The organism is Secundilactobacillus silagei JCM 19001 (genome assembly GCF_002217945.1).
GTDB classification, from domain to species: Bacteria; Bacillota; Bacilli; order Lactobacillales; family Lactobacillaceae; genus Secundilactobacillus; species Secundilactobacillus silagei.
The window spans coordinates 212782-238027 of sequence record NZ_BCMG01000004.1; the positions used below are offsets into that span (position 1 = coordinate 212782).

Annotated in this window: 22 protein-coding genes and 2 other annotated features; of the genes, 17 read left to right on the forward strand and 5 right to left on the reverse strand. The window is 47.2% G+C overall.

Features of this window, described 5'->3' with window-relative positions:
* Nucleotides 1–218: 218 nt before the first annotated feature.
* Both CES79_RS05395 and CES79_RS05400 read right to left on the reverse strand, forming a co-directional pair.
* Nucleotides 219–1493, reverse strand: coding sequence for a replication-associated recombination protein A (locus CES79_RS05395; protein WP_089136540.1), 1275 nt, complete (start codon nt 1491–1493; stop codon nt 219–221).
* 21 nt (nt 1494–1514) lie between these two features.
* Nucleotides 1515–1982 carry a YueI family protein gene (locus tag CES79_RS05400; RefSeq protein ID WP_089136541.1) on the reverse strand — a complete coding sequence of 156 codons (468 nt, stop codon included), beginning with the start codon at nt 1980–1982 and terminating at the stop codon, nt 1515–1517.
* 83 nt (nt 1983–2065) lie between these two features.
* On the opposite strand from CES79_RS05400, the gene CES79_RS05405 reads away from it, so the two are divergent.
* On the forward strand, nt 2066–2659 hold the full coding sequence (locus tag CES79_RS05405) for a DUF1054 family protein (protein WP_054654065.1): 594 nt from the start codon (nt 2066–2068) through the stop codon (nt 2657–2659).
* A 229-nt stretch (nt 2660–2888) separates the two neighbouring features.
* Here CES79_RS05405 and rpsD read toward each other — a convergent pair whose 3' ends face one another.
* Both rpsD and msrC read right to left on the reverse strand, forming a co-directional pair.
* A complete protein-coding gene (gene rpsD, locus CES79_RS05410; RefSeq protein WP_054654064.1) occupies nt 2889–3494 on the reverse strand; it encodes a 30S ribosomal protein S4 in 606 nt (201 codons plus the stop codon).
* A 194-nt stretch (nt 3495–3688) separates the two neighbouring features.
* Nucleotides 3689–4162 carry a free L-methionine (R)-S-oxide reductase MsrC gene (gene msrC, locus CES79_RS05415; RefSeq protein WP_089136543.1) on the reverse strand — a complete coding sequence of 158 codons (474 nt, stop codon included), beginning with the start codon at nt 4160–4162 and terminating at the stop codon, nt 3689–3691.
* Between the two features lie 174 nt (nt 4163–4336).
* Between msrC and ezrA the strand changes: the two genes are divergently transcribed.
* The 14 genes from ezrA to CES79_RS05485 all read left to right on the forward strand — a co-directional run bounded on the left by ezrA (nt 4337) and on the right by CES79_RS05485 (nt 20982).
* Nucleotides 4337–6079, forward strand: coding sequence for a septation ring formation regulator EzrA (gene ezrA / locus CES79_RS05420; protein WP_089136544.1), 1743 nt, complete (start codon nt 4337–4339; stop codon nt 6077–6079).
* Nucleotides 6080–6385: 306 nt separating this feature from the next.
* Nucleotides 6386–7534, forward strand: a complete 1149-nt coding sequence (locus CES79_RS05425; protein WP_089136545.1) for a cysteine desulfurase family protein — start codon at nt 6386–6388, stop codon at nt 7532–7534.
* Nucleotides 7535–7558: 24 nt separating this feature from the next.
* Nucleotides 7559–8776, forward strand: coding sequence for a tRNA uracil 4-sulfurtransferase ThiI (gene thiI, locus CES79_RS05430; protein ID WP_089136546.1), 1218 nt, complete (start codon nt 7559–7561; stop codon nt 8774–8776).
* A gap of 363 nt (nt 8777–9139) precedes the next feature.
* Complete coding sequence (gene tpx / locus CES79_RS05435; protein ID WP_054654062.1) at nt 9140–9649, forward strand: thiol peroxidase; 510 nt, start codon at nt 9140–9142, stop codon at nt 9647–9649.
* Nucleotides 9650–9672: 23 nt separating this feature from the next.
* Nucleotides 9673–9889, forward strand: a binding site (T-box leader).
* Nucleotides 9890–9947: 58 nt separating this feature from the next.
* Nucleotides 9948–12614 carry a valine--tRNA ligase gene (locus tag CES79_RS05440; RefSeq protein WP_089136547.1) on the forward strand — a complete coding sequence of 889 codons (2667 nt, stop codon included), beginning with the start codon at nt 9948–9950 and terminating at the stop codon, nt 12612–12614.
* 94 nt (nt 12615–12708) lie between these two features.
* Nucleotides 12709–14028 carry a bifunctional folylpolyglutamate synthase/dihydrofolate synthase gene (locus CES79_RS05445; RefSeq protein ID WP_089136548.1) on the forward strand — a complete coding sequence of 440 codons (1320 nt, stop codon included), beginning with the start codon at nt 12709–12711 and terminating at the stop codon, nt 14026–14028.
* Between the two features lie 179 nt (nt 14029–14207).
* Nucleotides 14208–15212, forward strand: a complete 1005-nt coding sequence (locus tag CES79_RS05450; RefSeq protein WP_054654061.1) for a rod shape-determining protein — start codon at nt 14208–14210, stop codon at nt 15210–15212.
* Nucleotides 15213–15443: 231 nt separating this feature from the next.
* Nucleotides 15444–16307, forward strand: coding sequence for a rod shape-determining protein MreC (gene mreC, locus CES79_RS05455; RefSeq protein ID WP_089136549.1), 864 nt, complete (start codon nt 15444–15446; stop codon nt 16305–16307).
* Nucleotides 16308–16317: 10 nt separating this feature from the next.
* A complete protein-coding gene (gene mreD / locus CES79_RS05460) occupies nt 16318–16842 on the forward strand; it encodes a rod shape-determining protein MreD (RefSeq protein ID WP_054654060.1) in 525 nt (174 codons plus the stop codon).
* 15 nt (nt 16843–16857) lie between these two features.
* Nucleotides 16858–17520 (forward strand): septum site-determining protein MinC, encoded by a 663-nt coding sequence (locus tag CES79_RS05465; RefSeq protein WP_089136550.1) that lies wholly within the window; start codon nt 16858–16860, stop codon nt 17518–17520.
* A gap of 6 nt (nt 17521–17526) precedes the next feature.
* Nucleotides 17527–18330 (forward strand): septum site-determining protein MinD, encoded by an 804-nt coding sequence (minD, locus tag CES79_RS05470; RefSeq protein ID WP_089136551.1) that lies wholly within the window; start codon nt 17527–17529, stop codon nt 18328–18330.
* Between the two features lie 87 nt (nt 18331–18417).
* Nucleotides 18418–18648, forward strand: a binding site (T-box leader).
* A gap of 161 nt (nt 18649–18809) precedes the next feature.
* Entirely contained in the window at nt 18810–19454 is a 645-nt protein-coding gene (locus tag CES79_RS05475; RefSeq protein ID WP_089136552.1) for an amino acid ABC transporter permease, read from the forward strand.
* Nucleotides 19455–19474: 20 nt separating this feature from the next.
* Nucleotides 19475–20113, forward strand: a complete 639-nt coding sequence (locus tag CES79_RS05480; RefSeq protein WP_054654059.1) for an amino acid ABC transporter ATP-binding protein — start codon at nt 19475–19477, stop codon at nt 20111–20113.
* A gap of 17 nt (nt 20114–20130) precedes the next feature.
* On the forward strand, nt 20131–20982 hold the full coding sequence (locus CES79_RS05485) for an amino acid ABC transporter substrate-binding protein (protein WP_054654058.1): 852 nt from the start codon (nt 20131–20133) through the stop codon (nt 20980–20982).
* A 57-nt stretch (nt 20983–21039) separates the two neighbouring features.
* Here CES79_RS05485 and CES79_RS05490 read toward each other — a convergent pair whose 3' ends face one another.
* A complete protein-coding gene (locus CES79_RS05490) occupies nt 21040–22395 on the reverse strand; it encodes an aspartate kinase (protein WP_054654057.1) in 1356 nt (451 codons plus the stop codon).
* A gap of 221 nt (nt 22396–22616) precedes the next feature.
* Between CES79_RS05490 and yfmF the strand changes: the two genes are divergently transcribed.
* Nucleotides 22617–23876, forward strand: a complete 1260-nt coding sequence (yfmF, locus tag CES79_RS05495; protein WP_159459464.1) for an EF-P 5-aminopentanol modification-associated protein YfmF — start codon at nt 22617–22619, stop codon at nt 23874–23876.
* Nucleotides 23873–25159: an EF-P 5-aminopentanol modification-associated protein YfmH gene (yfmH, locus tag CES79_RS05500; RefSeq protein ID WP_089136553.1), complete on the forward strand. Its 1287-nt coding sequence runs from the start codon at nt 23873–23875 to the stop codon at nt 25157–25159. Before yfmF ends, yfmH begins: the two co-directional genes overlap by 4 nt.
* The last annotated feature ends 87 nt before the right edge of the window (nt 25160–25246 follow it).

Consider the following 25246-nt stretch of genomic DNA (forward strand, 5'->3'; position numbering starts at 1 on the left):
CGATAGGTTTTGGCCCGCTGATAAGCAGGTGGGACGGGTATATCTGCGTTCAAGCTACCAAGTGTAAAAGGCCTGCAAATCCGGCAGAGTTAACCCATGTCCCAATGTAACATTAGTTGTTCGGCAAACACGTATGTGGACAACGCGCACACCCTAGAACTCACTTATATATTAGCATATTTTTGACGATTTTGCTATTTTGACTCCTGCGTAACTGATTATTTTGCGTGCTGGGCTGCTCGCAGGCGGTCGTATTGCTGTGCCAGAGCGGTTTCAAACTTGCCGTTAGTTTTTGGCTCATAGTACTGCACGTTTTTAATTTTATCCGGCAGGTATTGCTGTTTGACCCAGTCGTTTTTAAAGCTGTGGGGGTACTTGTAATCGATCCCGTGACCGAGATCCGCAGCGCCCTTATAGTGAGCGTCCTTTAAGTTTGCCGGCACGTCGCCGTAGTTGCCCGATTTGATATCGGCCATGGCGGCATCAATGGCCATGATACCGGAGTTGGACTTCGGTGACAGGCACAGTTCGATGACCGCATCCGCCAGCGGGATCCGAGCTTCTGGGAAGCCCAGCCGCTGTGCCGCGGTGACGGCTTCAACCACCCGGGCCGCTGCCGGCGGATTAGCTAGCCCGATATCTTCGTAGGCAATTACCGTTAACCGCCGGGCAATGGTGGGCAAGTCCCCAGCCGTTACCAGCCGAGCGAGATAGTGCAGGGCCGCGTCCGTGTCACTGCCACGAATCGACTTTTGAAAGGCGGAGATGACGTCGTAGTGGGCATCACCGTCCTTATCATGGCTAAAGGCCTTTTTTTGCAGGCACTCTTCGATGATCGGCAAGGTGAGGTGAATGGTCCCATCGGTTGCGTCCGTGGACTTAGCCGCGAGTTCTAGGCCGTTCAGGGCACTTCTGAGGTCACCGTTAGTGGCGGTAGCTAACAAATTCTTCGCTGTTGGGCCTAACTCGATCTGCTGGTTACCCAGGCCGTTTTCCTTATCGGCTAGTGCCCGGTCAATTGCCGTGCGGATATCGTCTGGCATCAGCGGTTTGACTTCGAAAATCTGGGTCCGGCTGCGAATCGCCGGGGTCACGCTAATATAGGGATTTTCGGTAGTGGCGCCGATAAGCACGATCCGGCCGTTTTCCAAGTGGGGGAGCAGAAAATCCTGTTTGACCTTATCCAGCCGGTGGATTTCGTCTAGTAATAGGATCACGGTACCGCTCATCTTGGCTTCCTCAGCGACGATCTGCAGATCCTTTTTAGTATCCGTAGCGGCGTTGAGTTTGCGAAATGCGTACTTAGTGGAGCCGGCAATCGCACTGGCGATACTGGTTTTACCGGTGCCCGGGGGACCGTAGAGAATCATTGACGACAGCATCTTAGCTTTGACCATCCGAGAAATAATCTTCCCCGGGCCAACCAGATGTTGCTGTCCGACCACGTCTTCAAGTCGCTGTGGTCGCATGCGATAAGCTAAAGGTTGTGGCATAGTTTGACTTCTTTCAATAATTTAAAGGCCAAGGTGGTGTTTCATCTTCGTCCAGAACGTGGGCTGTTCTTTGGCTGTTGGCTGCGTTGGTGCAGGCTGCTTGTCAGCCCGGTCTTCCACCTTGATGGGATACTGGTTGATGGCGGTCTTGGAGATCACCACCAGTCCCGAATCGGTGGGCTTACCACCGTAGAAATCGTCTTGGACGATGGTGAACGCCCGCTGCAATTGACCGGCAATTTGAATGTATGGCTTTAAGGCTTCCATTCCCGTGTGACCGTTAAAGATCACCTGGTAGTCTGGATGCGCCTTGAGTTCAGTCTGAAATTCGGTTTGGTACTCGGCATGCTGTAGCTGTTTGATGGACATCAGTAAGTCAACCCGTTCACGAAACGTGCCCAGATAAGTGCGCTGTTCATCTGGGTGTAATTTGGGTGGCCCATACATGGCGTTATCCAAGTGAGACGTCATTTGGTCCTTGTCTGGCATTGCGTAACACCCACTTTCTTTAAGAGTAAGACTATTGTAACATGACTGTATGGACAGTAAGCAGGAAGAACGGGGGAAAAATCGTGTTTAATGATGCTGATTTTCAAGTCTTTGACGATGACACGTTAGCGGGGCGGATGGTCGGTATTCGCACGGAGATCGATCCGAAGTTTGAGGGCCTGGCACCCTTAGTAATTGAGACGCTAGGTTTTCAAACACCAATCTACGCGCACGTGGCCAAGCATTTACGCCGGCATAAGAACCCGCCGATGAATACCTGGGTGGCCTTTAGCGCAAATAGGCGGGGCTATAAAATGGCACCGCATATCATGATCGGTTTTTGGGACGATCGGCTGTTTATCTGGCTGGCGAGTTTAGCTGAGAACCGGGAGCGACCGGAAATGATTCAGCGGTTAACGGGGATGCTGCCGGAACTGGCTCACCTCAGTGCTGATTATGAGATCAGTCCCAACCACATGGCGAAGGTCTCCAGTGCGATTTCGGCAACCAGTCTGGCTGATCAGTTAACGCACTACCAGCAAGTGAAGCAGGCCGACTTTTTAGTGGGTCGGCAGTGGCTGCGAGGGGACGCACTTTTTACGGCGCTTGACCAGCAGCAAACACTGTTAGCCACGGTGGCTGAGTTAAGGCCGTTCTTTGAACAATTAATTCAGTGAGAACCATGACAAATTTTTAGCACCACTTTTATCGAGCATAAACGCGCAACAAAACGGCAAGCCCCGGCCGTATAAGCTAAAAATAGCGCAATTTTCAGTCAAAAGACAACTGAAAATCACACTATTTCTAACTTATACTCTGGGGCAAAACGCCTTTTGTTCCGCTCTCACAAAAAAAGCAATCTGCACATAACGTGCAAATTGCTTTTCTTTAGCTAAACAACGCTTATTAACGGTTGTAGTATTCAACGATAAGAGATTCGTCAAGATCTGCATCGAGTTCTTCACGTTCTGGTAAGCGAACAAGTTTACCTTCAAGCTTGTCAGCATCGAACTCAACGTATTGAGGACGACCAACAACGGCTTCAACGGCATCCTTGATGATTTGCATATCCTTTGACTTCTCACGAACGCTGATCACTTGACCAGGCTTAACTTCGTATGAAGGGATGTCCAAACGCTTGCCATCAACAGTGATGTGACCATGGTTAACCAATTGACGAGCTTGGCGACGAGTAGTAGCCAAACCTAAACGGTAAACCACGTTGTCTAAACGACGTTCGAGCAAGATCATGAAGTTAACACCGACTTTACCTTCGCGAATCTTACCTGCGCGAACGAATAAGTTGTGGAATTGACGTTCAGTCATGCCGTAAGTGAAACGCAGCTTTTGCTTTTCACGTAATTGAGTCCCATATTCGGACAACTTTGAACGACGGCCTTGACCGTGTTCGCCGGGTGCGAATGGACGACGTGCTAATTCTTTACCAGTACCTGAAAGTGATACGCCAAGACGACGTGAGATACGCCAGCTTGGGCCAGTATAACGTGACATAGATAGTTCCTCCAAAAATTTTAGTTGGAGTAAAATAATTTGACGTGAGTTTGATATTCGTGCAGATCCCTTTGCAGCTTTCGCCCTGTGCAGCCGCAGGTTACTAACTGAACCACCTTTTGGCAGTGATCTGTTGACGAGCTTACCGCTCACCGCTGCATTATTTTACACAATAGCCAGTATATCGCGGATACTTACTGAATGTCAATATGTTTCAGCAGAATCGCGGCGAATTGTTCCAGTTCAGCCTGATCTTTTTTGGTAAAGCGGCCAACTTTAGGGGAGTCCAGATCCATGACACCAATCTTCACGCCGTTTTTAGTAAGTGGCACCACAACTTCACTGTTGCTGGCGGAATCACAGGCGATGTGACCAGGAAATTGGTGGACGTCTTCGACTAGTTGAGATTGCTGCGTCTTCAAAGCGGTCCCGGTGACCCCGGCGCCATTTTGAATGTGCACGCAGGCCACGTTGCCCTGGAAGGGTCCCAGTAACAGTTCATCATCTTTGGGCTGGTAGAGATAAAAGCCCGCCCAGTTTAAGTCAGTCATACTTTGGTTCAATAAAGCCGATGCATTGGATAGGTTGGCGATTAAATTAGTTTCATTATATAGAAGTGCGTCCAACTGCTGATTCATCATTGAAACGGTGGTATTGGTTTCTGACATTTTGATTACCTCTCACGTTTTAGTTTACGAATGTTTAAATTCGAGTGAAGCCTTTTCACAAGGTATGCTATAATTTAAGCTGGTATAGATTTTAAGGGCTAATTGATGAAAATGCAATCATAATCTATCTAATATACATAAAGATGTATTTTGGTGACGAAGGATGGGGATTAGATGTTTAGGATACTAATAGGTGTTATTATCCTGGCAATTGTCATATATGCGGGTATCTTAATCTACCAGCAATATCTGATCAGACGATTAAAAGGGATCAATCAAAAACGAGAAGCACTGACAATTGATGAATTGGGGACTTCAGTTGACCAAGTTCGCGCCATGAGCTTGACGGGTAAGACGCTGGAAGAAGTGACACAGCTGGCCGCGGACTTTGGCGATCTGAAGGAAAATCGGTTACCACGACTTGAACAACAAGTTAATGAAGCAATCAATAATGCTAAACAGTACCGGGTATTAAATGCTCAAAGTGAAGCTAAAAAGGCCACGGCGTCACTGGAGGTTGCCGAACAGGCCATTCAGAAAATCGAAGACCGGATCGCGGAACTAAAGAAGATCGACGCCCAGCATAAGCAGGCGGTCAAGACGCTGGAAGCTAAGTACCAGTCGTTACGCAAAACCTTATTGGCGAAAAACTTTATGTACGGCGATGCCATCGATGGATTAGAGACCCAGTTAGGTCAACTGGAAGACGATAACGATCATTTCCGCGAAGTGACCAGCAAGGGCGACCACGAAGAAGCGGCTAAGTTATTGGAACAGCTGCAGTCGGATACGGATCATTTAGACGAAATGCTGAAGGCCATCCCACCGTTAGTGGCTAACTTGGAGACCGAATTTCCAACCCAGGTCAAGGAATTGACCCAGGGTGAAAACGAATTGTCAGCGGAGGGCTACCGCTTCCCCGTGACTGATCTGAAAGACCAGATTGCCGCGCTACCGGCTGAGATCAACCGGAGCAAGACGCTATTGGCTAAGTTGGACGTGACCGCAGTCAAACAGGCGGATACGTCGTTGTCCACTAAGATCGACCACTTCTATGATCTGATGCAAAAGGAAATGGTCGCCAAGACCAAGGTCACGAAGAACTTGGATTATCTGTCCAAATTCATTAACCATGCTAAAAACCAAAATACGTTACTGATGCGTGAGCTGGAACGCTTAAATACTAACTACACGTTAGATCACCATGAACTAGAGACTACCCGTGAATTTGCCGAACAGCTGCGCAACATTGAGACCACCTATCAAAAAGACGTGGAAAACATCCACAGTAATGAGGCGGTCTACACGGAAGTAGACGCTCACCAAACGCGGCAGACGCACGATTTGACACAGATTGAAAAACAGCAGCAGGAGATCAATGATTCCGTTGCTGGATTGGCGAAAGAAGAAGAACAGGCGAATCAAAACTTACAGCAATTTGAATTTCAGCTTCACAGCACGCGTCGCGAAGTTGAAAACTTAAACTTGCCTGGGGCGTCAAAGGCCTATTTAGACTATTATCAAGTTGTCAGTGATGAAATTGATAAATTGGCTGATGACATGGATCAGGTGCAGATCAACATGGAAGACATTACTAAACAGCTGATCATGATCCAGTCTGATCTTGACAGTCTAACTGAAAAGACCAATGATCTGATCGACAGCGCGCAACTGGCTGAACAGCTGATCCAGTATGCCAACCGTTACCGCATGACCCATGACGAAGTCGCTAAAGCCAGTCAGGAGGCCCAGCGCCTGTTTGACGAGGACTACGACTATCCGAAGAGCCTGGAGACGATTGCGACCGTGTTAGATCAGGTCGAACCGGGATCGTATAAGCGGTTAGAAGACCGGTACTATAAGAGTAAAAAATCAGCGGATGAACAGCACGCTGATGAGGAACCGGAAGAAAAATAGGGTTGTTAATTGAATGAGATAGGGTGCTGCCATTTTGGAATGGCGGTGCTTTTTTATTTTGCGGGTCCTTTTCCGTTTCGTTTATATAGCCTAATCGGGCTCCAGCGGGCAGAGAGCTGCATGTAAGCCAACTATGGCATAAATCCAAGTTCGGGATTTTTGCCATAGTCAGCTTACACTCCGCTCCCTTAACGCCCGCTTTCGCACCTTTGACTTGCGTCACCTCCTCATATCCTATATAATCAACCCCAGTCTATCCAATGATTGGAGTCGAACCAATCTAAAACGCAAAGAGGCAGAGTATACATGATTTATTTTGATAACAGTGCAACAACCAAAGCGGATCCCGAAGTTGTTTCGACTTACGATAAAGTCAGCGACAAAGTTTGGGGCAATCCTTCTAGTTTACATCAGTTCGGTGAAGAAGCTTTCAACTTACTGGAACAATCCCGCAAACAGATCGCCGATTTAATCGGTGCATCTCAAAGCGAAGTACTGTTCACCAGCGGCGGCAGCGAAGGCGACAACTGGGTCCTGAAGGGAACCGCCATTGAAAAGCGGCAGTTTGGGAACCATTTGATCACTACCGCAGTTGAACATCCCGCCATTCATAACTCAATGGAACAGCTTAAAAAATTAGGCTTTGAAGTGACCTACTTACCTGTTGATAAGCACGGCCGGATCTCCATTGATGATCTGAAAGCTGCCATTCGGCCAACCACGATCTTAGTGTCGATCATGGCCGTAAACAACGAGATTGGCACGATTCAGCCCCTCAAAGAAGCGGCCGAAGTACTGAAAGACTATCCCAAAATTCATTTTCACATTGATGCCGTCCAAGGGATTGGCAAGGGTATTCAAGATCTGATCATGAATGACCGGGTGGACTTCGTGACCTTCTCTGGCCACAAATTCCACGCACCACGAGGGATTGGCTTTATCTATGCTCGTCGTGGCCGCAAGATTGCCCCATTGATTGATGGTGGCGGCCAAGAACGCGCTTTACGTGGCGGTACTGAGAACTTGCCAGCAATTGCTGCCATGGCGAAAGCTTTGCGGTTACTGCTAACGGATGAAAAACAAAAAGTGGCTAATGAAGCTGCCATTAAGCAGCGGATCTTTGATCACGTCAAAAAATTTCCGTTAGTCACTACTTTTTCTGAGGATAATGCTGGTTTCGCACCGCACATTCTCTGCTTTGCGATTCAAGGGGTTCGTGGCGAGACCATTGTTCACGCTTTTGAAGAACAGGGCATCTACATCTCAACGACGAGTGCCTGCAGTTCTAAAAAGCACGTTCCTTCCAGCACTTTGAGTGCAATGCACGTTCCAGAAGACATTTCTACCAGCGCCATTCGAATCTCTTTGGACGACCACAACACGTTGGCCGAAGCAGACGAATTCAACAAAGTGTTTGATAAGCTTTATGACAAGTTCAAACTATTATCAGCTTAAGATTTAATCGAAAAGGAGACCCATATGCAATATTCAGAAATTATGGTGCGTTACGGGGAACTTTCGACCAAGGGGAAGAATAAAAAAGATTTTATTCGCCAATTAGGTCGAAACGTTCGTCACAGCCTGCATGACTTTGAAGGCTTAGATGTCCGTGCGCAGTATGACCGGTTGCACGTTGCCTTGAACGGGAATGATTCAGATGCCGTCATCGAACGGTTAAAGGGCGTCTTTGGTATCGAAAACTTTTCACCGGTAATTAAGGTGGAAAAGGATTTCGAAGCCGTTAAAGATACCGCTCTGGAAATGATTCAGGCCCAATTCAAGCCTGGCATGACGTTTAAGATCAACACCCGTCGCCAGGACCATCAATTCGAATACGACACCAACCAGATCAACGACAAGCTGGGTGGCCACATCTTGCGCAATGTTCCGGGTATTAAAGTTAAAATGAAACAGCCCGATATTACGCTGCGAGTGGAAGTTCGGATGAACGGTATTTTTCTTAGTAGCGAAACCATCCCTGGTGCTGGCGGCTTGCCCGTTGGCACTGGTGGTAAGGCCACGATGATGCTTTCTGGTGGGATCGATTCACCAGTAGCAGCTTACATGGGCATGAAGCGGGGCGTTAAACTGGACATGGTGCACTTCTTTAGTCCGCCATATACCAGTGAACAAGCGCTGGGTAAAGCTAAACAGCTGACCTCCAAGATTGCCGGTTACGCTGGCAGCATCAACTTTATTCAGGTACCGTTTACTAAGGTTCAAGAAACCATCAAAGAAAAGGTACCAGAGGGTTATTTAATGACCATTCAGCGACGGATGATGCTGCGAATTGCTGCAGCCATTACCGTTTCCCGTGGCGACAAGGGCGTCTTCACTGGCGAATCACTGGGTCAAGTGGCCTCGCAGACCCTTGAATCCATGATGGCCATTAATGACGTGACCACCTTACCAGTGCTGCGGCCATTAGTTTCAATGGACAAGACCGAGATCATTAAGATCGCTGAGCAGATCGATACGTATGATTTATCAATCATGCCATTTGAAGACTGCTGCACGATCTTCACACCGCCAGCACCAAAGACGCGGCCTGACCTTGAAAAAACCCGTAACTTTGAAAAACTGATTGATGTGGACGGCTTGATGCAAGAAGCACTTGATGGCATCAAAGTAACCGTGATCCGGCCTGGTGAGAACTTTATGAACCAGCAAGAAGACGTGTTTGCGGAATTACTTTAAGAGAATAAATTAAAGAGAAATTTAGAAGTTGATTGATGGAGCTGTGTGCCGGTTGGGTGCATGGCTCTTTTTGAGTTTTCGATTATATCGTTTTATGGATTTAAGCAGGCAGAACGCGGGATGTAACAGGAGGTAGTAAAAATGCTGAGCATTCATTTTATCTAGCTTAATCGGGCTCCAGCAGGCAGAGACTTGCACCTAGCGGGAAAGCCACACAAATCCAGGCCCGGGATTTCTGCGACTTCCCCACTAGGCTCCAGTCTCTAACCGCCTGCTTTCGCACCTTGGTTTTGCCTTGACTCTTTTCCCCTTCCGCAGTAAATTTAACCTATAGTTGCACCCAAAAGGAGTGTTTATAAATTGATGAAGGTTAAATTTAACGGTGAAGAAGTTGAATTAGAAGGTAACCCACCTCAAGTTGGGGACCAGTTACCTAAGTTTAAGTTGTTCAATCAAAATGGTGAAAAGGTTAAGATGGCGCAATTAATTGGCAAGCCACTCGTGCTTTCTATCGTGCCTGATCTGCAAACACCCGTCTGCAGCACCCAGACCCACAAGTTTAATCAGCAAGCTGACCACTATCCCGATGCAACCTTTGTGACCATTTCCAACAACACCATCCAGCAGCAGAAGAACTGGTGCGGTGCCGAAGGGGTCATTAACCTGCAAGTTTTGTCCGATGAAGAATTGTCATTTGGCTACGCAACTAATCTGTATCTGCCTAACATGGGCGTTTTGACCCGTTCAGTGATCATCACTGACGCAACGGGTAAGATCACCTACGAGGAAATTGTGGCCGACGTGGCAAATGAGCCAGATTATGTGACAGCGCTAAATGCCCTAGAAAAATTAACATCTAGAGTTGACGATTAGCCTAAAAATGGCTATCATATCGAGTATAAGCAATGAGCAAGAGAGTAGAACACTTGGTATCGCGCAGAGAGAAGACCCTTGGCTGAAAGGTCTTTCGATTCAATGTTCGAACGTAGCTTGCGAGCTGTCAGACTGAACGCACAGTAGGCCTGACCGGAGTGACATCCGTTAACGATTGTTATTAAGAGGGGTTTAAAAGCCCAATTTAGGTGGTACCGCGAAAAGCACTTCGTCCTATTTTTATAGGATGAAGTGCTTTTTTCTTACATAACAGTCAATCACGAAAGGAAGAGATCACATGACAGATAAGTCGACAGAAATGCCACCCAAGTACGATCCGCAAGCCGTTGAAGCCGGCCGGTACGACGAGTGGCTGTCAGAAGGGTTATTTAAACCCAGTGGAGATAAGAAAGCTAAACCGTATTCAATCGTTATTCCGCCGCCAAATGTTACCGGTAAATTGCATTTAGGGCATGCCTGGGATACAACCTTGCAAGACATGATCATTCGCCAAAAACGGATGCAGGGCTACGATACACTCTGGTTACCCGGCATGGACCACGCTGGAATCGCCACGCAAGCTAAAGTTGAAGCTAAGCTGCGTGAACAGGGCATCAGCCGCTACGACCTCGGCCGTAAGAAGTTCGTGGATAAAGTCTGGGAATGGAAGGACGAATACGCCAACACCATCAAGGCACAATGGGCCAAGATGGGCTTGTCACTGGACTATTCCCGTGAACGATTTACTCTGGACAAGGGCCTTTCTGACGCGGTTAAAAAGGTCTTCGTTTCACTCTATAACAAGGGCCTCATCTACCGTGGTGAATACATCATCAACTGGGATCCGCAAGCACGGACTGCCTTGTCTGATATTGAAGTTATCCATAAGGATGATAAGGGTGCCTTTTACCACGTTAAGTACAAGTTTGCGGATGGTAAGACCAAGTTAAACGGCAAAGACTACATCGAAATTGCCACCACGCGTCCAGAAACCATGATGGGTGATACTGCGATTGCCGTTAACGCCAGTGATGAACGTTACAAGGACGTCGTTGGCAAGAAAGTTATTTTGCCACTGGCTAACCGTGAAATTCCAATCATTACCGATCAGCATGCTGACCCTAACTTTGGGACTGGTGCCGTTAAGATCACCCCAGCTCATGACCCGAATGACTTCTTAGTCGGTAACCGTCATAATCTGGAACGGATCAACACCATGAACGAAGATGCCACCATGAACGAAAAGGCTGGCAAGTATGAAGGCTTGGACCGGTTTGCAGCTCGTAAGGCCATGGTTAAGGATCTGCAAGATCAAGATCTGATGCTGTCCATCGAACCCATCGTCCACTCCGTTGGTCACTCAGAACGGACTGGGGTTCAAGTTGAAGCCCGGCTCTCAACGCAGTGGTTCGTTAAGATGAAGCCACTGGCAGAACAGGCTTTGAAGAACCAAGAAACCGATGACCGGGTTGACTTCGTGCCAGGACGCTTTGAGCACACCTTCTCACAGTGGATGGATAACATTCACGATTGGGTCATCTCACGTCAGCTCTGGTGGGGCCATCAAATTCCTGCTTGGTACAACAAGAAGACCGGTGAAACCTACGTTGCTGAACAGCCACCAAAGGACATTGAAAACTGGGAACAGGATAAAGATGTTCTGGATACCTGGTTTTCAAGTGCCTTATGGCCGTTTTCAACCATGGGCTGGCCGGATACGGATGCCCCTGATTACAAGCGTTACTTCCCAACCAACACGCTGGTAACGGGTTACGACATTATCTTCTTCTGGGTTTCACGGATGATCTTCCAGTCCCTTGAATTTACCGGTCGCCGGCCCTTCAAACACGTGTTGCTGCATGGCTTGATCCGTGATGAACAGGGCCGCAAGATGAGTAAGTCATTAGGTAACGGAATCGATCCAATGGATGTCATTGATAAGTACGGTGCCGATGCTTTACGTTGGTTCCTATCTAATGGTTCAACGCCGGGTCAAGACATGCGATTTACTTACACCAAGATGGACGCTGCCTGGAACTTTATCAACAAGATCTGGAACGCTAGCCGTTACGTCATCATGAATCTGGGCGACATGACCAAGCCTAAACTGCCTGATGAATCCGAATGGGATCTGGCTGACCGCTGGATCTTAAGCCGGTTGAACAAGACGGTGGCCCAAGTCACTGAACAGTTCGATAAGTTCAACTTTGGTGAAGCTGGCCGGGCGCTTTACGAATTCATCTGGGATGATTTCTGTGACTGGTACATCGAAATGAGTAAGGAAATCTTGACCGGTGATGACGAAAAGGCTAAGGCCAATACTCGCAACATTTTGGCTTACGTTTTGGATCAGACGCTGCGTCTATTGCACCCAATCATGCCATTTGTAACCGAAAAAATTTGGCTCACCATGCCGCATGATGGCAAGTCATTAGTTACAGCTAAGTACCCAGTGGTTCACGCTGATTTTGATAATCAGCAGGCTGAATCACAAATGGGTAACTTGATTGAACTGATCAAGGCCGTTCGGAACATCCGGGCTCAAGCCAACGCACCAATGTCTTCTGAAATTGACGTGCTGATCAAGACGGACAACAAGGAACTGACCCACGTGTTTGAAACCAACCGTGACTACATTGACCGCTTCGTGCACCCTAAGGAATTGACCATCGGTGCGGACGTTGCGGCACCAAAATTAGCCATGACTGGGATTATTACCGATGCCGAAGTCTATGTTCCACTGGCTGAACTGGTTGACCTAAACGATGAAGCCGCTCGTTTGGATAAAGAAATCAAGAAGTTCCAAGCCGAAGTTGACCGTGCTAAGAAGAAATTAAGCAACGAACGCTTCGTGGCTAACGCACCTGATGATGTGGTCGAAGGCGAACGTCAAAAACAAGCTGACAATGAATCCAAGCTCAAAGCAACTCAGGATCGTTTGGCTGCCTTGAAAGCTGAACAGTAATTGTTGCGCATGTTATAATACAATTTAGAATCAAGAAGGGCGGGATCAACGTTGATTCCGTCCTTTTTAAATTGAGAAGAGTGGAGAAATAGTCATGGTGGAGAATTATGATGAAGCGTTAAGTTTTATCCATGGACGAACCAAGTTTAAGAAGAGCGAAAAAAGTGACCATTTGAACCGGATGCGCAAATTTATGGCGCTGCTGGGGGATCCCCAAAAAGATTTATCAGCCATTCACGTGGCTGGTACCAATGGCAAGGGCTCAACGGTTGCCTATTTGCGCGACCTCTTGATGTCGCAAGGCTACACGGTGGGGACCTTTACGTCGCCGTTTTTAGTCCGCTTTAACGAACGCATTTCGGTGGATGGTAAGCCCATTTCGGATGATGATCTGGTGGACTTAGTGAACCGGGTTCAGCCAGTCGTGGCGGATCTGGACGCCCACTATCCAGAGGGTGGCCCGACTGAATTTGAAATTATCACGGCCATGATGTTCTTATACTTTAAGACCCAAGTTGACGTGGCGGTGGTCGAAGTCGGGATTGGCGGTCTATTAGATTCGACTAACGTATTCACCCCAGCCGTTTCGGTGATCACCACCATTGGGTTTGACCATATGAAACTGCTCGGTAATACCTTGCCTGAGATTGCGGCACAAAAGGCCGGCATCATTAAGCCCAATGTTCCAGTCGTGGCTGGCCGGCTACCGGATTCAGCCATGCAGGTCATGATTCAAACGGCTAAGGTCAATCACAGTCAGCTGTACCGGTTAGGCCATGAAGCCGTAACGACGATCAAGCCGGCAGCCGGCTGGCAGGAAAAGTTTGATTACCGCTTTAAAGACAATCATTTTAAGGGCTTAAAGATCAGCATGCTGGGCGACTATCAAGTTGATAACGCCAGCTGCGCGCTGACCGCCTTTATTTTGTACCAGGAACAGACCCATCAGCTGATCAACCAGTCAGACATCGCGCAGTCATTAGCGAAGACCGTCTGGGCCGGCCGCTTTGAGCCCATCAACCAAGAGCCGCTGATCGTCATCGACGGTGCTCATAATGAACCGGCGTTTGAAGAGCTGACCGCGCTATTAAAGCAGCGCTTCAGCCAAACTGAGATCTACGTACTCATGGGTATACTGGCGGATAAGCAGCATGATAAGATGCTGGCAACGCTGCGGACGGTGCCTAATCTGCACGTTATACTGACCACTTTTCAGGGGCCAGGTACGCGGGCGGTCACTGATCCAGAAAAATTAGCTGCCCAGTATCAAGACGATGACCGGATCGAAGTCATCGACAACTGGCAGCTGGCAATTGGGGCGATCTCGCAGCGGATGTCTGCTGACGACCTGTTTTTGATTACCGGTTCGCTGTACTTTATTTCCGACGTGCGGGCCTTCTTTAAAGCGTCGTAAAAGATGTAATATTTATTTTCCATTAAATAATAAATTAATACTTGCCAGACCGGTCTATAATTGGGTATGCTTTTAGTCGGCGAGTAGTTATTAAATTTTTGAGATATGGTATAATAACACCTAGCAAATTAACAAACAATCAAACGAATGATTGTGGCTAAATGAAGGGATGAAACAGATTGTTCGGATTAGGAACTAAAAACATTGGTATCGATCTTGGGACGGCCAACACGATCGTTTACGTAGACGGTAAGGGTATCGTATTGCGTGAACCATCAGTTGTCGCCAAGAATTCGAAAACCGGCGAGATCGTCTCTGTCGGTGAAGATGCAAGAGCGATGATCGGGCGGACACCGGCAAGTATTGTTGCCATTCGGCCAATGAAAGACGGCGTCATCGCCGATTATGATACAACCGTTGCAATGATGAAATACTATATTCAAAAGACGTTGGGCAGCTCAAACGGCAAGCCTTACGTCATGGTTTGTGTGCCTAGCGGTGCGACAGAAGTTGAAAAGCGGGCCGTCATTGACGCCACCCGTGTCGCTGGTGCTCGTGACGCCTACGTACTTGAAGAACCATTTGCCGCTGCCATTGGTGCTGGCCTTCCCGTAATGGATCCAACCGGTAGCATGGTCGTCGATATTGGTGGTGGGACCACTGATGTTGCCACGATTTCACTGGGCGGTATCGTTTCATCCCGTTCGATTCGAATGGCCGGTGACAAGCTTGATGAAGCTATCGTAGCTTACGTTCGTCAACACTTTAACCTGCTGATCGGTGAACGAACTGCTGAACAGCTGAAGTGGGATATTGGTTCTGCTTCCAAGACTGCCGTTAGCGCGGATGATGTTTCTTCGATCCGTGGCCGTGATTTAATTACGGGCCTGCCTAAGACGATTGACGTCTCGGCAGTTGATATTGCGGCAGCCATTCACGAATCAGTTGAAGAAATCATTACTGCTGTTAAAGAGACCCTGGAAGAAACATCTCCCGAAATTGCGGCTGATGTGATCGACCATGGGATCGTGTTAACTGGTGGCGGTGCATTACTGCATAACTTACCAGACGTTATTGCTGATGCGACTAAGGTACCTGTATTCATTGCTAACGATCCACTGGACTGTGTTGCAATTGGGACTGGTGAATCACTTAAGAGCATCGACGTTATGAAAAAGAAATAGCATTCGGGAGTGAGGCATTGGTTCTTGATAATTGATCAATACCACGTTTGGCATTGATCAATTAGGGACACCTCCAGCCGTGTAAGCAAATAATTCCGTATGTTCAACTTCAGAACATACGGAATTATTTAATTATGGGTATTCGGAAAATGCCGCACTTTTTAATGTGTTAATGTTAACAGAGAACGGGTCAAGTGAGTTGGCTCACTCTCCAATCACTGGAGGACGATCATGAATAAATTCTTTTCAAACCGACGATTAGTGATTGTGATTGTTTGTCTAATTGTCAGTTTTGGGTTAATGAGTGTTTCCGTTGCGATCCGCAACAAGCGCTCAACACCGCCTTTGGTTCAACAATTTGGTAACGATGTGGTGGGCTTAGTTAACCGTGTCGTTGCTTGGCCTGTTAGTGGCCTTAAAGGATCAGTGACGGGCTTTTCTGATTTAATGAACACTTATCAGGAAAACCAGCGTTTAAAGGGTCAGGTCCAAGAACTGGCACAGACTAAAGTTCATGATCAAGCAGTTAATCAAGAAAACCAAAAATTGAAAAAAGAACTGAAGTTAAATCATTCCCTGACCGATTATTCACCGGTCACCGCCAACGTTATCGCCCGGACACCTTCTGCATGGCAGAACCAGGTGATCATTGACAAGGGGGAAGCAGCTGGCGTTAAGAAGAATATGCCAGTACTGTCAGGTTCTGGAATCGTTGGCCGAGTTTCTGAAGTCAACCGGACGAACAGTAAAGTCGAACTGCTCTCAAACAGCAGTGAATCCGCCAACCGGTTTGCGGTGACGATCACTACTAAGAGCGGTAAGACGGTTAACGGGATCCTTTCCGGTTACAACCATGACAAGAACTTGATTGAAATGGGTAACGTGACTTCCAAGACTAAGATTCAAAAGGGCGATAAAGTGGCCACTAGCGGTTTAGGTGGCGTGATGCCTGCTGGATTGTTTGTTGGTAAAGTTGCCAGCACCGGGACTGATAATTACGGTCTAGCTTCCAAGATCTCAATCAAACCGGCAACCAATATTTCTGAGCTGAGTGTCGTCACTGTCGCAGTTAGACAGGCTCAAACAACCAATTAAGGAGGCAAATATGTTACGAGTAACTAAATTACGTTACGGCTTTCCAATTGGGTTGTTATTGTTTTTTTACTTAGACGGAATTTTAGGCGCAGCCTTTCCGCGGCAGCTATTTAGCGCGCCATATGCTATGAGCAGCTACCTAGTGGTGCTGTGGTTAGTGCTATCAGTCTTCTTTGAAGATGAGCTTCAGATTCCATTAACCGTTTGGGCAGCCATTGCGGGTGGCTTCTTCGATGTTTATTACACGGGCATCTGGGGCATCTTCGTGTTTGTTTTTCCAATCGTGGTTGCCTTGACCAGGGCGTGTTATAAAGCCTTTCCAATTAACTTTTTGAGTGGTTTGCTGGTTTATTTTATCGACATCACCGTCATCTGCACGCTCAGTTACTTCGGTAATTTGGTCGTTCATATGACGAGCGCGTCATTTGCGGATATGCTGGTCGATTCATTAGCACCGACGCTGGCCTATAATTTAGCGGCTTACGTCATACTATATTTTCCAGTTCAATGGTTATTCAATCGTTTGCGGAATTAAAAAGGGGTCGGGAGTATGCAAGCTGTAGTGTTACGTGGTAATCAGAATGGTTATCAACTTGTGTTGGATCAAGCCGCTAGTTTTAAAGCCATCGAGGAGACACTTAGGGAACTCCTTGATAACTTAGCTGCGGATGCCAATGCCACTAAATCAATCAGTTTTGATGTGATCAGCAACCATCGTTTATTGACGGCTGAACAGAATCAAGCGTTGGAAAAGATTTTTAGTGATTATGATCATTTCCAGATTCATAAGGTGATTCCGGATGTGATTACGATTGACGATGCCATTCACATCAAAGAACAGGACAACGTTCATTTGGCGACCCAGACGATCCGTAATGGTCAGACCCTTGAATTAAAGGGCGACGTCTTATATCTGGGTGTGATCAATGAGGGTGGCCGTCTGTTGACGACGGGCAATATCTACATCATGGGAACCTGTCTAGGCATCTTGCAGGCCGGTTATCCCAGCAGTGAAGGCAAAGTCGTGATCGGTGATCTGCAGCACGCACAGCAAGTCCGCATTGGTGAGCAAATCAGCATTGTGGAGACTGACCAGCCGGCACAAGGCAGTCAGACCGTTGCATACGTTAACGACTTACACGTATTGGAATATGGTCAATTAAGTGATCTAAAAACGATTAATCCAAGGATTTATCACCAAATGGGAGGCTAACTGAAGATGGGAAAATCAATTGTAATCACCTCTGGTAAAGGAGGTGTCGGCAAGACAACTTCCAGTGCCAATATTGGGACCGCCCTCGCATTGATGGGGAAGCGCGTCTGTTTAGTAGATCTGGATATTGGCCTGAGAAACCTGGACGTTGTGTTAGGGCTTGATAACCGGATCATCTTTGACATTGTTGATGTGGTGGAAGGTCGGGCTAAACTTGCGCAAGCCTTAGTTAAAGATAAGCGGTTTGATGACCTGCTGTACCTATTGCCAGCCGCACAAAACACGGATAAGACCGCGTTGACTGAAAATCAGGCCAAAGACATCGTCGACGAATTGAAAAAGGATTTTGATTACGTGCTGATCGATTGCCCCGCAGGAATCGAGCAAGGCTTTTTGAACGCCATTGCCGGCGCTGACGCCGCAATTATCGTGACGACACCGGAAATTTCTGCCGTGCGCGATGCTGACCGGGTGGTTGGTTTATTAGAGAAAAATCCGTTAAAGGAAGAATCACAGCTGCTGATCAACCGGATTCGTGGCCATATGATGGCTGACGGCGATGCCATGGATGTTGACGAAATTACGCATCACCTGGGTGTGCCATTATTAGGCATTGTTTTGGATGACGACGAAGTAATTGCCACCTCTAACCGGGGTGAACCAATTGTTTTGGAGTCTGAGAACGCTGCTGGTAAGGGTTACCGTGACATTGCCCGTCGATTGGAAGGCGAAACGGTGCCGTTGATGAAAATTCAGCAGCCGAAAACAAGTTTCTGGTCTAAAGTTAGCCACTGGTTCTCCCGTGGTTAAGGGATTTGAATAATAAGTAAACCGCGGCTTTACCGAATAAGAGTTGACAAAGAATATATTTAAGATATAATGAGAATTAATCTAATAAAACAAACGTTGATCGGACTAGTAATCATGATTAATTAAGCAGAGAACCCGCGCAGATGAGAACCGGGTAGTTAATTATGACGAATCACATCTGGGAGTTGACTTTCTGAACGAAGTAGGAAAGCTCCGGTAAGCTCGTTATCGCTGAAGTTTATTATATAAACTTACTGAGGTTGGCTGTGTGAGCAGTCAGCGAATCAGAGGTGGAACCGCGAAATTATCGTCCTCTTGGCATATTGCCAAGAGGACTTTTTAATTGCCATAGTAAACTTCATGAGGATTGCTGTGTGAGCAGTAGTCGAATTAGAGGTGGAACAGCGATATTGTCTTGTCGCCCTCTTGAACTAGGTTTAGTTCAAGAGGGCTTTTTTTATTAAGAAGGGGGAGTCATTATGTTACACTATGTATCTCAAATTTTACCATCCCTACTGAGTGGGGCTTGGATGACGATCAAAATTTTCTTCTGGACGCTGATTGCTTCGATTCCGCTTGGTATCTTAGCCAGTCTCGGGTTAACTTCGAAGATCGCACCGTTACGCTGGATCTTGAAATTCTACGTTTGGCTGATGCGTGGTACGCCACTGTTACTGCAATTAATTTTCGTTTTCTATGGGCTGCCAATCATCGGTATTATTTTCCAGCGTTATGACGCTGCGTTGTTTGCCTTTATTCTTAATTACACGGCTTACTTCGCTGAGATCTTCCGGGGCGGTTTTCAAGCCATCGACCCTGGTCAGTACGAAAGTGCGCGGGTCCTTCGGTTAACGCGTGGTCAGACACTTCGCAAGATCGTGATTCCGCAAGTGATCAAGATCGTGGTACCGTCAATCGGTAATGAAACGATTAATTTGATTAAGGATTCATCATTGGTTTACGTTATCGGACTAGGCGACTTGCTTCGTGCCGGGAACGTTGCGACTGCCAGAGATGTTACTTTGCTGCCACTGGTCTTAGTTGGTATCATTTACCTGCTGATGACTGCGATTGCCACTTACGTTCTGCGTAAAGTTGAACAGCACTACCGGGCATGGCGATAAGCTAGAGAGGGGAAACGCGTATGCTAGAACTTAAAAAAATTAAAAAACAATTTAACGGCCGAACGATTTTAAATAACTTCGATATGCAGGTCCAAGACAACCAGATCACGACGATTGTGGGACCTTCAGGGGCTGGTAAAACCACTTTGTTACGTTGCATTAGCGGTTTGGAAAAGATTGATTCAGGGTCCTTCGTTTTAGATGGCAAGCCATTTGATCCCGCTAATAACCGGGATAATGACAACGTTATTGGGGTCGTCTTCCAAGACTTTCAACTCTTCCCTAACTTAACGGTTTTGGATAACATTACTTTGGCACCGCAACTGGTATTGAAGCAATCGAAGTCAGAAGCTGAAAAACGGGCGCAAGAATTGATCGACCAACTTAATTTAACTGGCAAAGAAGGGTTATACCCATACCAGTTATCCGGTGGTCAAAAACAACGGCTGGCAATCGTGCGGGCCTTAGCCATGAACCCGAAGATTCTGTGCTATGATGAACCAACGAGTGCTTTGGATCCCGATTTACGCCAAACCGTTGAAGATATTATTCTCGGATTGAAAAAGCAAAATATGACTCAGATCGTGGTTACTCATGATATGGAATTCGCTAAAAACATTGCGGATCAACTTGTTCGTGTTGAACCAATTAAAGCTTAGTGGGGAGGGGAAAAAGCATGAAAAAGAAAATTTGGCTTTGCCTAATCATGCTGGTCTGCACCGTCTCACTATTGTCTGGCTGCAGCGGTGTCAGTGTCGGCAAACGGGCCAATCACGTTGATAACTGGAACCGAATCGAAAAGCGCGGCTATGTGACCGTTGGTTTGGATGATACTTTCGTGCCAATGGGCTTCCGGCAAAAGAGCGGGAAACTGGTTGGTTACGATATTGATTTGGCAAGAGCGGTCTTTAAACTGTACGGGATCAAGGTCAGCTTCCAGTCCATTGACTGGTCGATGAACGCCACCGAGTTAAACAACGGGACGATCGATCTGATCTGGAACGGGTATTCTAAGACGCCGCAACGGGAAAAGAAAGTGGCCTTTAGTGATACTTACCTGCAAAACGATCAAACGCTGGTTTCGTTAAGAAAGAACCACATTAACTCGTATGCTGACATGCAGGGGAAGACCCTGGGTGCTCAAGCGGGTTCATCAGGGGCGCAAGACATCAGTCAATATCCGAACCTGTTGAAGAACAAGATCAAGGGTAAATCACCAGTATTGTACGATTCCTTCACCAACGCCTTCATTGATTTGAACGCCAACCGGATTCAGGGACTGATCATTGATTCCACCTATGCCGGTTACTACGTGAGTCACGAAAGTAACCCTAAGGATTATGTGATCAATAACGGATCATTTCCAAAGGAACAGTTTGGTGTCGGGATGCGGAAGACTGATACCACCATGCGTCACAAGATCAACCGTGGCCTTAAGATCTTAGCTAAGAATGGGACGTTAGCCAAGATCAACCACAAGTGGTTTGGTAACGCTGCGGATTCACCATTGCTGAAGAACAATAAATAGTTTCAATTAAAAAGAGCGAACTTCTAAATTTTGGAAGTTCGCTCTTTTTAATTGGGTTTATAGATCTGGGAAAAAGGTGTCGTACAACGCCTTGATTGCAACTTGAGCTTCATCTTGCCTGACGCCAAACATCATGGAGATCTCCGAAGCACCTTGGTTGACCATGATCAGTTTAACGTTTTGCCGGGCCAAGGCATCCGTTGCCTTAGACATGATTCCAGTTCGGTTGGCCATCCCTTCACCAACCACCATCAGCAGTGCGTAATTGTGGGAGATGTGAATCTCATCTGGCCGTAAAGCGATGACCAGTTCGCGGATCAGCGCATCTTCTAACTCTGGGGTGAGCTGATCTTGACGCATGATGACGGTCAGATCATCGATTCCTGACGGCATGTGTTCATACGAGAGGTCGTATTTCGCTAGTAGTTTGAGGATCTTTTGTGAAAAGCGCTTTTTATCCAGCATGTATTTACGGATATAAATGCCGCAAAAGCCTGGTGAACTGGCGATTCCTGAAACCGGGTAGGCGGGGTTCACGCGCTTATGAGACGTGATCGAGGTGCCACGTTCACCAGGGTGATTGGTGTTTTTAACGACCACTTGAATGTTGCCTTGAATCGCGGGAATCAGGGCCTCATCGTGAAAAACGGAAAAACCGGCGTAAGACAGTTCCCGCATTTCTCGAAAGGTCATGTTATGAATGGCGATCGGGTGGTGGATGACGTGGGGATCAGCAGCGTAGATGGCGTCCACGTCCGTAAAGTTTTCGTAGCGTTTCGCGTGAACACCACGGGCAATGATTGCGCCTGTGATATCGGAGCCGCCACGGGAGAACGTGCAGATCTGGCCCTGATCGTTATAGCCGAAAAAGCCCGGGATGACACGGACAAGCTTGCTATTAGCCCACTGACTGATCTGCTCATAACTGCTAGGGATGATTTCCGCGTCGTTAGGCGAGTCAGTTAACTTTAAACCAACGTCTTTGGGATCTAAATACTTCGCATTGACACCAGCAGTTTTCAGCACTTCTGCAAATAACATGGCGTTCAGTTTTTCACCGTGAGCTTTAAAAGCTGCCATCAAATAACCGTCATCTTGATAGTCCTGTTGAGGGAGGTCTAAAATGGTTGTTTTGATTTGCTCAAACGCAGTCTGCGGCACTTTAAAGGCGGTGGCAATTTCTTCATAACGCGCGATGATCTGGCCCGTAATGGTCTCAGTCGGCGTGTTGTTTATAGTCGCCTTGGCGTATTGAATGAGCAGGTCAGTGACCTTAATATCACCCTTAAACCGTTTGCCGGGCGCGGAGACGATCACGAAACGCCGCTGGTCATCTGCTTGAATAATTTTAACCACTTTGCTGACCTGAGCAGAGTTGGCTAGGGAACTGCCCCCAAATTTAACAACTTTCATCCTGATTCCCCCTACATCCATGATTTAACATTAAGAATAGCAAAGAAGTTGGTTAGAACGCAAGTCGACCCCGGTTAAATTGACGTTAATTTTATGGTTATCAAGAAGAGAATTATTGTAGCCGTTTACCGTAAATATTTTGGATTTTTCAATCCAAAAGGGTGGCGTTTTAGCCATAAATCATCTAATATGGTTTGGTAATGTCCAAAGGAGGGCTAAAGTTGCCAAAGCAATTAGCAAAGGGCGTGTGGTTGAACGTCATTCCCACGACCCAATTCAAAACAATTAGTATGACGGTGGATTACATTGCGCCTGGTAACGTCCAGGAGCTATCCAACCGCATTTTATTAGCGCAGTTACTGGAAACTTCCAGTGCTGAGTATCCCACCCAAACATCATTAGCCCAGAAACTGTCAATGATGTACGGCGCCAGTTATGGCGTGAATGTATTTCGCTACGGCTTGCAAGAGGGACTGCGGTTTTCAAGCACGATCATTAACGATCACTTTATTGGCGGTGAATCACTGTTAAGTGAAATGGTCAGCTTTTTACACAGCGTCATTTACCGGCCGTTAGTCACCGATAAAGCCTTTGAACCCACGACTTTTGGCCGTCAAAAACAAAATTTGATGGCTTATTTAAAGTCTTTAAATGATGATAAGCAGTACTACGCTGAACAGCAGTTAGGCGAACTGTACTTTAAAAACGAACCGTTCTTTGCGACGAGCCTCTACGGTGATGCTGAAACGATTGCGGGTATCAGCGCGCAGGCGCTCTACACGACTTATCAGCAGCTATTAACAACTGATGAAATTCAAATTACGGTGGCCGGTGACGTTACCGAGACGGATCTAGTCAGTATGTTAGCGCATTGGCAGCTGCAGGATCGCCAGGTGCACGACGGCGAAGTGATCTATCAGCGCCCCGAAGCTGAACTCGTGTCCAAAACTGAGGGTCAGCCGCTGCAGCAGTCCAAATTAAACATTGCTTATAAGTTACCGGTTTATTACCGGGATGCGGATTACTATAAAGCCATCGTGTTTAACGGCTTATTCGGCGGCACACCGATCTCAATGCTGTTTAAGAACGTTCGGGAGAAAAACAGTCTGGCTTACTATGCTTCCAGCCGTTTTGACGGGTTTACCGGAACGCTGCTGGTACAAGCTGGTATCGACCAGTCCAACGAAAAGGCGGTTAGGACCATTATTGCTGAACAGCTGACTGCCATCACTAAGGGCCAGTTTAGTGATGAAGTTTTTGACCAAGTCGTTGCCAGTTTGATCAACGGCAGAGAATCGCGGTTAGATTCTCAGCGTTCCCTAGTCAATCAAGCGATGCTCGACCAGCTGCTTCACAGCAGCGTCAGTGCGGATGACTGGGTCAAACAGATCAAACAAGTTACACGAGAAGACGTTGAGAAAATGGCCGAACGGGTTCATCTGCAAGCCGTTTACTTTTTGAAGGGAGAGGACGCCAAATGAAACAAAAACACTATTCAGATCTCGGCGAAACGCTCTATTCAGAAACGCTAGACAACGGGTTACGGGTCTACCTGTTACCTAAAGCGGGGTTCCACAAGACCTACGCTGTCATGACAACGGATTACGGGTCGATTGACCAGTCTTTCGTGCCGTTAGATGGCACGGAACCGGTGACTCAGCCAGCTGGGATCGCACACTTTCTAGAACATAAAATGTTTGAAAAAGCCGACCATGATGCCTTTGATACGTTTGCGCACTTTGGTGGCAGCTCAAATGCCTTTACCAGCTATACGCATACCAGTTATCTATTTTCAGCCACTCATCACCTAAAAGAGAATTTGGAAACGCTGCTGGACTTTGTTCAAGATCCCTACTTTACTGCTCAAACGGTGAACAAGGAAAAGGGCATCATTGGCCAGGAAATTCAAATGTATGAAGATGATCCTAACTCGCGGGCCTATTTTGGCACGATTGCTAACCTCTATCCGGATCAGCCGTTAGCGGATGATATCGCGGGAACACTGGCTTCAATCGATAAAATTAAAGCAGCGGACCTGTACCTGGCCCACAAGACGTTTTACCATCCCAGCAACATGAGTTTGTTTGTGGTTGGCCGGCTAGAACCGACCGAAACCTTAGCATGGGTCAAGGCTGATCAAGCTGCGAAACAGTTTGCCAAACCAGCACCGATCAAACGCATTTTGCCATCAGACACGCAGCAAGTCATTGCACATAAAAAACTGCTGATGCCAGTGGAACGGCCAAAAGCAACCATCGGTATTCGGGGAATGGATGAATTACCAACTGGAATTGACCGATTGAAGTATGAGGATGCCCTGTCCCTTGGGTTCACGCTGCTGTTAGGTGAAACCGCACCGGACTTTTTGTCCTTGTATGACCAAGGCATTATCGACGATAGTTTTGGCTACAACATTGAATTGCAGCGTGGCGCCCACCACGTCATTATGGCGGGGGAAGCGGAAGATCCACAGGCCTTCGAAGACGCGATAATGGACATTTTGCACCATGCAACTGATAAGCTGGCCAGCGCAAGTGATCGGTTTGAAGCCGTTCAACGCGAGGCCATTGGCAGCACGCTTTCTTCATTTAACTCGTTAGAGGCGATTGCCAATCAATTCGATGACCGGCTATATGGTGACGCCACTTTATTTGATGAAGTTGGGGTGATCAAGCAGTTGACGATGAACGATGTGATTCAAACCATGACGCAATTCTTGAGTACCGCTGGCATCAGTCTGCAAGAGATCGTGTCCGGTCATTAAGAAAGTTTAAAAAAGTCCGTAGGCTGGAATTCAGCATTAAATCATGGCGCGACGTATGCTATACTAAGACTGCAATGACAAGATTTT